Origin of the sequence: Rufibacter sediminis, assembly GCF_014269285.1 — a bacterium.
In the GTDB taxonomy this organism is placed as follows: Bacteria; Bacteroidota; Bacteroidia; order Cytophagales; family Hymenobacteraceae; genus Nibribacter; species Nibribacter sediminis.
The window spans coordinates 91,764-104,408 of the sequence record NZ_JACOAF010000058.1; the positions used below are offsets into that span (position 1 = coordinate 91,764).

Sequence of the window (12,645 nt, forward strand, 5' to 3'; positions counted from 1 at the left end):
AAAGGTACATCCTCTTTTTACCTCTCTTCCATTACGCGAATGTGCACAATTTCCATTCTGGAGATTTGTTGCTGTTGTCGCTAATCCCTCCCGTTCAGTAATTTTTTACTCAGGGGCCTGACGCACAGCTGCGACAGGAGGAAACCTGTTACCTGTACGTTTTTCTGGCTCTTGAATTTGTTCAATTTTCTAATTGTAACCGGCTATTATCATGTCAACATCATATCGTTTTGAAACCCTTCAGCTACACGCTGGCCAAGAAATAGATCCTACCACCCGCTCACGGGCTGTACCCATTTACCAGACCACTTCCTACGTTTTTGAGAATGCCGAACACGGTGCCAACCTGTTTGCCCTAAAGCAATTCGGGAACATCTACACCCGCATCATGAACCCCACCACCGATGTGTTTGAGAAACGCATTGCGGCCCTGGAAGGCGGCGTGGCCGCGGTAGCCGTTGGTTCTGGCCAGGCGGCCCAGTTCATCGCCCTGAACAACATTCTCCAGGCCGGTGACAATTTCATTGCCTCCAGCAACTTGTATGGCGGTTCTTACAACCAGTTCAAAGTAGCGTTCAAGCGCCTGGGCATTAAAGTTCGGTTCGCCAAAAACGATGAACCCGCCACGTACGCCGCCTTGATTGATGAAAATACTAAAGCGCTGTACCTGGAGACCATCGGGAACCCACGCTTCAACATTCCGGATTTTGAATCCATTGCCGCAGTGGCGGCCGGGCATAACCTTCCGCTGGTCGTGGACAATACCTTCGGAGCGGGTGGTTATCTGTTCCGGCCGTTGGAGCACGGTGCTAACGTAGTGGTGGCGTCGGCTACCAAATGGATTGGCGGCCACGGGACCAGCGTTGGCGGTGTGATTGTGGACGGCGGAAACTTCAACTGGGGCAACGGGAAATTCCCGCAGTTCAGTGAGCCGTCTGAAGGCTACCATGGACTCAACTTCTGGGAAGTATTCGGGGCCAACGGGCCGTTCGGGAACATCGCTTTTGCTATCCGGGCCCGGGTAGAAGGGCTGCGCGATTTCGGTCCGGCCTTAAGTCCCTTCAATTCCTTCCAGTTGATTCAAGGCCTGGAAACACTTTCGCTGCGGGTAGACCGCACCGTGCAGAACGCCCAAGCTTTAGCAGAGTGGCTGGAGCAACATCCGCTGGTGGAAAGTGTGAATTATCCCGGACTGGCTTCCAGCCCATACCATGAGCTGGCGAAGAAGTACCTGAAACGCGGTTTTGGAGGGGTGCTCAGCTTTAACCTGAAAGGCGGAAAAGAAGAAGCCGAGGTGTTTGTGAACAGCCTGGAACTGGTGAGTCACCTGGCCAACGTAGGCGATGCCAAAACCCTGATCATTCACCCCGCTTCTACCACGCACCAGCAATTAAACGAAGAAGAGCAGCTTTCGGCGGGCGTAAATCCTACGCTCTTGCGAGTATCGGCCGGGATTGAGCACCTGGACGATATCAAAGCAGATTTTGAGCAGGCGTTTGCCAAAGTGAAAGTACGGGAACCGAAGTTGGAGGCAGAATTACCGGCGTAAGTTTATGTTGAAAGGACGCGTATTTAGTTATAATGATGAATTTACGTTGGAGTCTGGGCAGTCACTGCCCGGCTTCCAGCTCTTCTATACCACCTGGGGCACCCTGAACGAAGACCGCAGTAATGTGGTCTGGGTATGCCACGCTTTTTCGGGCAACGCTTTTGTGAAAGACTGGTGGGGCGACCTGTTTGGGGAAGGAAAAACCTTTGACCCCGCCAAACATTTCATTGTCTGCGCCAACTCACTGGGAAGCTGCTACGGCTCTACCGGACCTTTGAGCCTGAACCCGGACACGGGCAAGCCTTACTACCATGCTTTCCCTCTTATCACTAACCGCGATGTGGTGCGGTCATTTGATGCGCTGCGGGAACATCTGGAGATAGAGCAGATCAACGTCTTGATTGGCGGTTCTATTGGTGGGCAGCAGGCCCTGGAGTGGGCTGTAGAATTCCCCGATGTCACCAGACGATTAATTCTGGTAGCCTCTAATGCCCGGCAAACACCATGGGCCGTGGCGTTGAACGAGAGCCAGCGCATGGCCATTGAGCAGGACGTGACCTGGCAACTAGCCACCGACGATGCCGGCTTGCAGGGAATGAAAACGGCCCGGTCCATTGCGCTGTTGTCTTACCGGAACTACAATGCCTACAATCGGTCCCAGAAAGAGACTTCTGCGGCGTTGAAGCGGGTGTATAGAGCGGCTAGCTACCAGCAGTACCAGGGTGAGAAGCTGGCCAAGCGGTTCAATGCGTTTTCGTACTGGTATCTCACCAAAATGATGGACAGCCATCATGTGGGCCGGGACCGCGAGAACCTGGAACTAGCCTTGCGTCAGGTCCAGGCCGAGACTTTAGTTATAGGAGTAGATACCGATCAGTTGTTCCCCTTGAACGAGCAGCGGTTTCTGGCCCGGCATCTACCCAATGCCACCTTTCAAGTGATTCAATCGGAGGCCGGACACGACGGCTTCTTACTGGAAACGGACCAATTGAGCCGCTTCCTGGATACTTTTTTACAGAATAAACAACAGAGAAAAACATGGATTCCCACCGTCTTCTAAAAATCGGTTTGTTTGGGTTTGGCTGCGTAGGTCAGGGCTTGTATGACATCCTTTCGCGCGAAGAGGCGCTTCCCTTCAAAGTGGAGCGCATTTGCGTGAAAGACCCTAAAAAACTGCGGCCATTGCCCACCGAGAGTTTCACGTATGATTTCCACCAACTGCTGCAGGACGATAGCCTGGATATTCTGGTGGAAGCCATCAGTGATGCGGAGGAAGCCTATGTGATTGTAGCCGAAGCCCTCAGACGCGGCAAAAAAGTTGTGACGGCCAACAAGAAACTGGTGGCCTTCCACTTGCCTGAACTACTTGCCTTGCAGCAGGAGTTTGGCGGCGTATTGCTCTATGAAGCAGCGGTGGCCGGTGGTATCCCCATCATCAGAACCGTGGAAGAGTATTTCGCCAACGATCCCCTGGAGCGGGTGCACGGTATTTTGAACGGTTCTTCCAATTACATCCTCAGCCAGATCTTCAAGCTGCAGAAAGGCTACGCCGAGGCTCTGAAGGAGGCCCAGGACAAGGGCTTTGCCGAGCTGGACCCCTGGTTAGACGTTGCCGGAGCCGATTCGCGCCACAAGCTATGCATCTTAACCGCCCATGCCTTCGGGAGAACCATTGGCCCGGAGGAAGTGGCTTTCTTCGGCATTGATCACTTAAGTGGTCAGGACTGCGCGTACGCGAAACAAAACGATGCCGTCATCAAAATGGTGGCCTCGGTGCACCTCACCGCCGATGGCGAATTGGTGCCGGTGGTATTGCCTAGCCTGGTAGATGCCTCTGATGATTTGTTTGTGGTGGAGCAGGAATTCAACGGCGTGGTAGTACAGGGGACCTACGCCGGGCCGCAACTGTTCAAAGGAAGAGGAGCTGGCGGTCACCCCACCGGGGCGGCAGTCCTCTCAGACATCGTCTCTATCAGCCAGGGATATTCCTACGGTTACAAGAAATTGCATAAAACCACCAATGCCCCGGCCCTCGCGCTGGACTTCGAATTTGAGGTTTACTTGCGGAGCAGTGAGCCGGAACTGGTAGCCGCCTTAGGACTGACCAACCTCCAGAACGTGCAACGAGAGAACGATACTTTCAGTGTTATCGGCTCGGTTTCGTTAGGGAACCTGATCAAAACGCAGGAGCAAATCAGAAAAGCCGGTGCCTTCATCATGGCCCTGTCCTCTGATTTCGTGGGAGCCCACGCCAGAAAAGTGAAAGTGCAGGAGCAAGTATCTTGATTGATTGAAAATTTCTTTACACCATATTAAAGCGGAAACTCCGCTCTCAAAGAGTTAGCTTGTTTATTTAGTTCGTTCAATTGCGCAGACACCTGGCTTAAAGCCGGGTGTTTTCGTTTTGAGCCTGTTTTGAGAAAATCGGCCCTAAAACGGCTTTTCTATAAGACTATAGAACCAAAGAGAATTACGATTCACGTTGCCTGTACAAAAAAATGATCTGCATCAAAATTCACCTAACACTGGCGCGAGTCTCCAGACTCGTGCCAACGGATGCCGGGTAGTCTCCAGACTACCCTCGCTGCAGCGCAGCGAAACCGGCACTGTTGGTCTTCTAAAACTGGCCGTTTCACCACCCCGCCCTGCGGGCACCCCTCCTAAAATAGGAGGGGAGTTATTCGCTGCCACCGCTATACCGCTTGCTCAAAAGACCTCGTAGTGTCTGAAAGACCTACGAGCGTCAATGCCCACAGCTTTACCGCTTACAGTTATCGGTGCCTTAAGACCCGCATCCGTTGGTCTAACTTGTCTGTTTTAGGCCTGTTTTCCAGAAAACAGGCCTAAAACAGTTTTCTCCTTCTCTCATCGCTACTGATCCTGGAAGAAAGCTCAGGATAATCTCCGTCTTCAACATGCAAAATGAGCGTGATTGCGTCATCAGGCGATACAAAAAAGAGTCTCCGTTTTAGGGCTGCTTTTGTAAAAACAGCTCCAAAACGGAGATTCAAGATATAAGCTTTTCTAACGCTAGAGGAGCTTAGGAAAGATAAATGGCTTTCACCCGATCCCGGAGGTTGTACTCAGAAACCATCACCTCGCCGTAAGCGCCGGCGGTTCTGATGGCCACTAGGTCCCCGCGTTTGGTCTCGGGAAGTTCCACGTCTTTGGAGAAGCAGTCCGTTGATTCACAGATCGGGCCTACCACGTCATATGTCATGGCTGGTAAATCGCTGGTGAGGTTCTCAATTTTATGGTACGCCTGGTACAGGGCGGGGCGCATCAGTTCGGTCATGCCGGCATCCAGAATCACGAAGTTCGTTTTCTGGCCGTGTTTCAGGTACAGGACCTTGGAGATGAGGTTTCCGCTGGGAGCCACCAACGCTCTTCCTAATTCAAAATGGACCACCTGGCCGGGACGTTTCTCCAGCAATTGATGGAAGATACCGAAGTAAGCGGTGAAATCGGCGATGGGATTTGCCTCCGGGGTGTGGTAATCCACGCCGAGACCGCCGCCCACGTTCAGGTGCGAAAAAGTCAGGCCGCGTTCCTCAAACCAGCGTTGGATTTCGTTCACCCGCACGCACAGGTTTTCGAACGCCCGTAAATCAGTGATCTGGGAGCCGATGTGGAAGTGCAAACCGATCAGTTTAAGGTTGGGCCATTCCGCAAACCGGGGCACTAGTTCTTCGAGTTCCCAGAGGTTGATTCCGAACTTGTTCTCTTCCAGCCCGGTGGTGATGTGCTTGTGAGTGTACGCATCCACGTTGGGGTTGATCCGGAGGGCGATTTGCGCTACTTTCCCCTTCGCGGACGCCAGTTCCTGGATGACCTCCAGTTCCTGCACCGACTCTGAGTTGAAGCAGAAGATGTTCGCATTCAGGGCGAAATTGATCTCAGCATCCGCTTTTCCCACGCCGGCAAACACAATCTGATCCGCTGCAAAACCGGCCTCCAGCGCGCGGCGTACCTCGTTTCCGCTCACGCAGTCGGCCCCGAAACCCCGTTCCAGCACTTCGGCCAGAATAGGGGCGTTGGCGTTCGCCTTGAGCGCGTAGTGCACGTGGTAGTCGTACTTGGCCGCCTCGGCCTGGGCTAAATCCAGCGTTTGGCGCAGAAGCGGCAGATCGTAGACGTAGAATGGAGTGGGCTGCTGAGAGAACGTCTGAAGGTGTTCTTTAAGCATTTGCTTCCTCTCTTTCCTGGAAAACGCCTTCGTTGATGGATACCAGCGCATCTTCTTTATGGACGGTATTCACCAGGAAGCTGATGTTGTTTTTGCTTCCGCCGTAGGAGATCATCCGCAGCGGAATATGCCCCAACGACTGCACCACTTTCAGGGCCGCGCCCGGTTTGTCTTCCATGAAGTCACCTACCACGCAGACAATGGTCAAATCTGAGTCGATCTCCACCGATCCGAAACGCTGCAGCGCCTCCGTGATCTCGGGTAGATGGGTGGCGTTGTCAATGGTGAGCGAAACGGCTACCTCAGACGTGGTGATCATGTCAATGGGCGTCTTGAACCGTTCAAATACCTCAAAAACGCTGCGCAGGAACCCGTAGGCCAGCAACATGCGGCTGGATTTGATTTTGATGGCGATGATGCCGTCTTTGGCCGCCACCGCCTTGATCTTATTCCCAGTTTTCTTAGAGGAAATAGTTGTGCCCTGCGCCTCAGGTTGCATGGTGTTCAAGAGACGCACGGGAATGTTGTGCTGCTGGGCCGGCAGAATACTGGACGGGTGCAGGATCTTCGCCCCGAAGTACGCCAACTCAGCCGCCTCGTCAAACGAAAGCTCCGCAATAGGGTAGGTGTTCTTCACGATGCGCGGATCGTTGTTGTGCATGCCGTCAATATCGGTCCAGATCTGGATCTCAGAAGCCTTCACCGCCGCCCCTACAATGGAAGCCGTATAGTCGCTGCCCCCGCGTTTCAGGTTATCTACTTCATTTTTGGCGTTGCGGCAAATGTAGCCCTGCGTGATGAACAGCTGGTTGTCTGGGTATTTCTCCAGTTGCTTTCTCAGATTTTCGCGGATGAAGGCCTGGTCGGGCTCTTCGTCTGGCGTGATTTTCATGAACTCCAAGGCCGGCAACAGCACCGAAGGAATGCCGTTCTCTTCCTGGAAAATCTGGAAAAGCTGCGTAGACAGCAGTTCGCCCTGGGCTAAGATCATCTTTTCTAATGCCGGGGAGAAAGCCCGCTCAAAGCAGGCTCTGATATCTGCGAATACCGTCTGTACTACCTGTTTTCCTTTGTCCTTTGATGCTTCCTGTTTATATAAGTCGGCAATCACCTGTTTATAGTGTTGCTCTAGTTGTGCTGTGAGAGATTCTGCCTGGGCTCCATTGCCCTGGGCCAGTTGCTGCCCAATCTGCACCAGGTGGTTTGTAGTGCCGGACATCGCCGATAACACCACAATCACGGGCTCCTGGGTGGGAAGCAGTTGTGAGACGGCACCCATCCGCTCCGCAGAGCCTACGGAGGTGCCCCCAAATTTCATGATTTTCATAGATCTTAAATAAAGCCTGCGAATTTACAAACGGAATAGGGATTATTAAAGACAAATCCCCACCTTCTGCCTTTTTACAAAGCAGAAAGCGGGGATTTGATGTAGATGGCAACTAATCAGTCTTTCTTCACCACCCTGATTACCTCAGAAAGTGACGCACCGGTAACCCTCAGGAAGTAAATACCATTGGCAACGGTAGATAAGTCTTTGGTAATGGTGGCTTTTCCGGCTGAAACCTGGGCAGTCTCTTTTATGATCAGCTTTTGGTTTACATCATACAGCTCCAGTATAACCGTTCTATCCTCTGCGCTGTTTACCGTAACGGTAAGGTCTTTGATGAACGGGTTCGGAGCCACAGTTACCTGCGCCCCTGCCTTGGAGCCTGAGGTCTGTACCGAGATCACTTTGCTGTATTCTGAGTTGCCGTCCACATCCACCTGTTTCAGGCGGTAGTACACGGTACCGGCCGGGGCAGCAGCATCGGTAAACGTATAGGTTTGGGTCACAGTACTGGTGCCGTTTCCTTTCACTTGGTTCAATTGCACGAACTCCTTTCCATTGTGGCTGCGCTCTACAAAAAAGTAGTCATTGTCTTTCTCAGAGGCAGTGGTCCAATCTAGTTGTACCCCATTGCCGGTGGCAATAGCGGTGAAACTGGTGAGGGTAACTGGAAGCGGAGCGGCATCAATGGTCACTGCAGAGAATCCTCTCATGGTGATATTGCTGCAGCCTCCGGTGCCAAGTGCCTGTACCGTCAGCGTAGCTGGTGACGATAATGGTCCCGAAGTCAGAACAATACCGGTACCATTTCCGCGGACGCGGTTACCCGTGGGGGTGCTTCCATTGTATATCTGATAGTCTACACCGTTCTGAGTGGTCAGTAACTCAATTGTGACTGTTCCCCCAGAACTAATGATCTTCTGCGTGTTCTCAAAAGAGTACTGGGTAGGAAGGGTAGTAACGGTGATGGGGTAGGCAGCACCCATGGGAGTATTGGAGCAGCCGGAGCTGATGGCAAACACCTGCAGGTTCGCATTAGACGAAAGCGCATCTGAGGTGAGCGTGATGGCTCCGCCAGTACCGGTTACCCCAAAACCCGTTGGAACAGTTCCGTTGTACATCTGGTACGTTATCCCTTGCTGTGAAGTAGCTAAGGTGATGCTACCCGTAGAACCACTGCAGACAGCGGTAGCAGAGGCAAGAGTGGTGGGTTGATTAATGGGCGCAGAAACATTCACGGTCACCGGACTCCCCACCTGGAAAGCAGTACACCCGGCGGGGTTAGAAGGCGTGGCTCTTACCGTGAAGCTGGTGGTGGAGGTGATGGCCGAAGAGGTCAGGATGATGTCGCCTCCAGTCCCTTCTACGGATGTTCCCACGGCGGTAGAACCCACATAGAGCTGGTAGAACACCTCTGTTTCAGAAGCCACTACCCGCACCTGGCCCGGGCTTCCGGCGCAAACCGTTGGCGTGATGGCCGCCACCGTTAAGCTGCTGGTAGGAACCGCCACAAAGACCCGGTTGCTCATGTCTGCGGAGCATCCGTTGCTATTAGTCGCTACAACTTTTAGGTTGGCACTGGTGGTTAACAAACCAGAGGTTAAGGTGATGGCGCTACCAGTTCCGGTAATGCCTGTGCCTGAATCATTATATGTGCCCGTTGCTGGGTCATACACCTGAATTCGGTACGTCACATTGGTCTGAGACCCGGACACAACAATTGAGGCAGCCGTGTTGTTGCAGAGGGACTGGGTAGTGGGAGTAAGGGCAAAAGCCGTTGGGATTGGGTTTACGGTGACCGCCGTGTTCCCCATGGTTACCTGAGTTCCACAGCTGTTGGTGGCTCTTACCGTGTAAGTTCCGCCCGTAGTGATCGCGCCGGAGGAAAGGGTTAAGGCATTACCCGTTCCTTGCACTATGCTGCCCACAGGAGTTGAACCGGAGTAGAGCTGGTAAGATACGCCCACCTGTGATCCCGAAAGACTTAAGGTTGCGACTTGTCCACTGCAGACCGAGAGGGTGGCAGGTGTTACAGTAAAGGCCGTGGGCGGGCCCGAGGTTACATTCACGGTTACTTGTTGCGTAAGCGCAAAGGGAGCACATTGCCCGGAGGTGGCCCAAACCCTGAACGTATTCGCGCCGGCAACGGAAAGAGCAGCGGTTGTGAGCGAGATGCTAGTACCCGAACCAGTTACTGGTGACCCTGAATTGACGTAATTAGATCCATCAAATCTCTGCAATTGATACGAAATTCCGTTACCGGAATTCTGGATTGTCACAGTTGCTGTACTTCCAGCACAAACCGATTGTACCGATGGAACAATGGTTAATGCACTAGAGGGAACGGTTACCGCAAACGTGTTGCCCATCTCTGTGGTGCATCCGTTTCGTATACCTACCACTCTGAAAGTGCCGCTTGCGGTAAGGGTGCTGGTAGTCATGGTAAGAGCGCCTCCTGTTCCAGGCACGGCATTTCCGGTATTGGTGTAAGTTCCGGTTGCTGCATTCAACAGCTGTATCTGGTAAGTGACATCTTCTTCCGAGCCCGCTAAGGTGACCGATGCGCTTGCCCCGTTACAAACCGAAGCTGACAATGGAGATATGGCAAAGGCAGTGGGCGGCGGGGCAATCGTGATGGCGGTGCTGCCGTTCAGGGTAGCCTGGCAATCAGGAGCACCTACTTGGAAAGCTCTCACCGTTAAAACAGTGGCAGCGGTAAGATTGGCCGAAAGAAGCGTTATAGACCCTCCATTGCCCACCATAGCAGGACCACTGGCCTCCGTTCCATTATAGATTTGGTAAATAACTCCGTTTTCTGAATTATTTACTGTGAGTACCGCCGCACTGTTATTGCAGACAGTTTGAGCCGCCGGAGCCAGGGTAGGAGTAGTGGAGGGGGGCACACAGCTTACCAAGACAGCGGAAGTCTGCAGACTTTCACAGGTGTTTCCGCCCGCAGGAGCAGTGGCTGGGGAGATGGAAGCAGTCACCGTTGTACCCGTTCCAAGATTGGCTTGGTTGACTGAGCTGATGGCAATTGACCACGTTACCGGAGTTGACGTGGAGGCTCCGGTAACTGTAGCGGTGCCGGCTATTCTTTGGCCATCAATGTACAGATTCACGGTTCCATTGGTGGTGCTAGTGCCTGTGATCACCGTCGCCCTTTCTTTGATAGGAGAGGTGAGTACAAGACCATAGGAGGAAGCAGGGGAATTACTGGTTACTTGAGTGGCTGTAGAAGGCGAACTGGTGGTTCTGCCTGCAGGACCGGTAGCAACGGCGTATAGCGTATTTCCAGGAGCTAAATTGGCGTTGCCTAGCAAAGGAGCTGTCCAGGTAGTACCGGTGACAGTTGCCACTTCAGTGATCCGGGTGTCCTTCGTTAAATCAGGCGTGCTGCCTGTCTGACGGTATACTGTGACAGTAGTGCCGCTTAAAACTGTGGCCCCAGAGGCGAAGGTACCAGTAATGTTGGTGACCGTTGGGCAAGGAGTAGTAGAAGTAATCGTAGGGGCCGGGGTCGTACAGTTCGCTCCCATGGCAACCCCGGCTGAATTGGCCGATAATCCTTTGTAAGGATTGGTAGTGGAGGGACCTCCCGGGGCCTTTGCTTTCACCGTCAGAGTTTCCCCTGTTTTGATCGCAAAATTTCGTAAATCAATAGACCAGGTTCCGGTTCCACCGGTGGTGGTTGCCGCGGAAGCGGTGGCAGAGGCTACAATACTGCCATCAGCTGATTGTAAGGCAGGTTCGTTGTCTATAAAAAGGTAGATCAACGAATTAGGCTCAGCCGTTCCGGTTAGAGTTGAATTATTTGTGCAAATAGGAGTACTGGTGATAGTGGGAGTGGCAGTTGTGTTCGTGTTTGGAGTTGTGCTAAGTGAATTTCCATTCAGGTAATAACTGGCAGACCTTGGGGATTCACAGCCATTCTGTAGTACGGAGGCCGTTAACGTTCCATAGCTGGTCGCTTGCGTGTTGTCGTAAGCGAAGGCAAATTGGTTGGTGGTAGTAGAAGGCGTGAAAGTATAGGTGGTGCCGCCTGTTGTTTTGGCCACTACTGTCCCAGACATCAAATTACCATCTCTATACACTTTAAGGGTTTGTGTGGTCAGGCCTGAATAGTTCGTGATGATATCAAGTGATTTGGAACCGTTACTTAATGACAATTCAGAAGGGGCTATGGCTGTACATTCCCCTCTCACCACATTGGTCACGGTTACTGAGTTTGAGGATACTGAAGTGCTTGCGGCACAGTTCCCGGAAGCGGCGCGGGTGACTCGCACCGTTAAGATATCGCCGGCCGCCAACGTGGTCCCACTTGGCAATGGAAAGGAGAATGCTCCATTTGCCACTATCACCGGAGACGCTGCTACTACTTGAGATCCATTCCGGAACAAGGTGATGGTACCGCCGTTTTCGGTTGATGTTCCTGTGATGGTGGTGGTTCCTACTCTGATAGCGGGACTGGTAGTAATTACAGGAGCAGCCGGCGCCGCTGTCTGGCAGAATTCACCGGCCTGGATTTGGTTTAACGAAGTAGACGGGAAAACCGGTATCAAATTCCGCCAGATGGCAAACTTATCATTGGCGTAAGTTCTGTCATCAATGCCGCCCACATCTGAGATGGTACCCTCCAGGCCGGTTTGGGCGCTGGTTACCGTAGAGCCGGTGACGCGCAACGGAGTGTCGGGACTGATGCCAATCCCTCCGTCACCTCTGAATGCGGAAAGTGGTACATAAAAATCGAAGAAATAGTCGGTGTTGCCACCGGCTGTAGAAGCGGCAATGGCCTTCTGAAAATACTGGCTGTAACCGCCATTGGCACTGCCCCGCCAGATGACGTTACTGGTAAAAGGGTCAGAATCATTCCCGCTTCCCCGGTGGCGGTAAACCACTACATCAAAGTTAAGGGCTAGCACTACCTCATACTCAAAGCCAAGGTTCTTCACCTTTGATGGGGTAGAGTAATCTATCAGGGTGCCGTTAGAAAGTTGCTGCTTGTTGAAAACTCCGTCTGAATCTATCAAGAAGCTGTATCCCTTTGAAGCCGATGAGTTGCCTCCCAACCGAACCCTGAACAACACCTGGGTTCCGTTGAAGGCCATGTACAATGGATTGGGAGCCAAATCGGTGTGTCCCCCTCCAGAACCTGTCACTAGGTCATTCAGAGGTTCAGACCCTAACTGCGGCAGCAGCCGGTAAGCGATTTCGTTTGCTGCCGCCCCAATGTCAGTTGTTCCTGCGTAGCCCGTGTTAGCCTTGGAAACATAATTGTCCAGGTTGGGGTCCAGTACATTTCTTCCGTTTCCGGTGGCAGGTTGAAAAATCAGGCCTGGGGTTTGAGCCTGTGCCCATTCAGGAATAACAAAAGAAAGCAAAATTAGTAAACATAAAATTTTTCTGTTTTTCCTTTGTTTTAGGAGGGTAGAGGTTGATTGCATTCTAACAAATTTGGGGTGGAGGATATATTTGAGAAAGAGGTTAGAAGCGGGTCATTAGATAAAGATCTATTGTCTTTATCTAATATTAATTATATTTAGTAAGTTAGTGGAAGACGTTATAGATGAGCTATCAATAGAA

At 52.3% G+C, this 12,645-nt stretch carries 6 protein-coding genes; 3 read left to right on the forward strand and 3 right to left on the reverse strand.

The window, feature by feature from the left end; all coding sequences use genetic code 11:
* The first annotated feature begins 211 nt into the window (after positions 1–211).
* From H7U12_RS21155 to H7U12_RS21165, 3 genes are read left to right on the forward strand one after another with little or no spacing between them, the layout of a single operon-like run.
* The gene (locus H7U12_RS21155) at positions 212–1,549 is read left to right on the forward strand and encodes an O-acetylhomoserine aminocarboxypropyltransferase/cysteine synthase family protein (RefSeq protein WP_186641918.1); all 1,338 of its coding nucleotides are present in this window, start codon (positions 212–214) and stop codon (positions 1,547–1,549) included.
* Between the two features lie 4 nt (positions 1,550–1,553).
* Positions 1,554–2,609: a homoserine O-acetyltransferase MetX gene (gene metX / locus H7U12_RS21160; protein WP_186641919.1), complete on the forward strand. Its 1,056-nt coding sequence runs from the start codon at positions 1,554–1,556 to the stop codon at positions 2,607–2,609.
* Complete coding sequence (locus tag H7U12_RS21165; protein WP_186641920.1) at positions 2,588–3,835, forward strand: homoserine dehydrogenase; 1,248 nt, start codon at positions 2,588–2,590, stop codon at positions 3,833–3,835. Before metX ends, H7U12_RS21165 begins: the two co-directional genes overlap by 22 nt.
* 754 nt (positions 3,836–4,589) lie before the next feature.
* Here the strand turns inward: H7U12_RS21165 and lysA are convergent.
* The 3 genes from lysA to H7U12_RS21180 all read right to left on the reverse strand — a co-directional run bounded on the left by lysA (position 4,590) and on the right by H7U12_RS21180 (position 12,443).
* On the reverse strand, positions 4,590–5,735 hold the full coding sequence (lysA, locus tag H7U12_RS21170; protein WP_186641921.1) for a diaminopimelate decarboxylase: 1,146 nt from the start codon (positions 5,733–5,735) through the stop codon (positions 4,590–4,592).
* Complete coding sequence (locus tag H7U12_RS21175; RefSeq protein WP_186641922.1) at positions 5,728–7,062, reverse strand: aspartate kinase; 1,335 nt, start codon at positions 7,060–7,062, stop codon at positions 5,728–5,730. The genes lysA and H7U12_RS21175 overlap by 8 nt, the downstream gene beginning before the upstream one ends.
* Positions 7,063–7,178: 116 nt before the next feature.
* Complete coding sequence (locus tag H7U12_RS21180) at positions 7,179–12,443, reverse strand: beta strand repeat-containing protein (protein WP_186641923.1); 5,265 nt, start codon at positions 12,441–12,443, stop codon at positions 7,179–7,181.
* Between the last annotated feature and the right edge of the window lie 202 nt (positions 12,444–12,645).

What these genes read in the sequence shown, in the direction of transcription:
- H7U12_RS21155 (WP_186641918.1), top strand. Translation starts at nt 212, where the DNA reads ATGTCAACATCATATCGTTTTGAAACCCTTCAGCTACACGCTGGCCAA.
- metX (WP_186641919.1), top strand. Translation starts at nt 1,554, where the DNA reads ATGTTGAAAGGACGCGTATTTAGTTATAATGATGAATTTACGTTGGAG.
- H7U12_RS21165 (WP_186641920.1), top strand. Translation starts at nt 2,588, where the DNA reads ATGGATTCCCACCGTCTTCTAAAAATCGGTTTGTTTGGGTTTGGCTGC.
- lysA (WP_186641921.1), bottom strand. Translation starts at nt 5,735, where the DNA reads ATGCTTAAAGAACACCTTCAGACGTTCTCTCAGCAGCCCACTCCATTC.
- H7U12_RS21175 (WP_186641922.1), bottom strand. Translation starts at nt 7,062, where the DNA reads ATGAAAATCATGAAATTTGGGGGCACCTCCGTAGGCTCTGCGGAGCGG.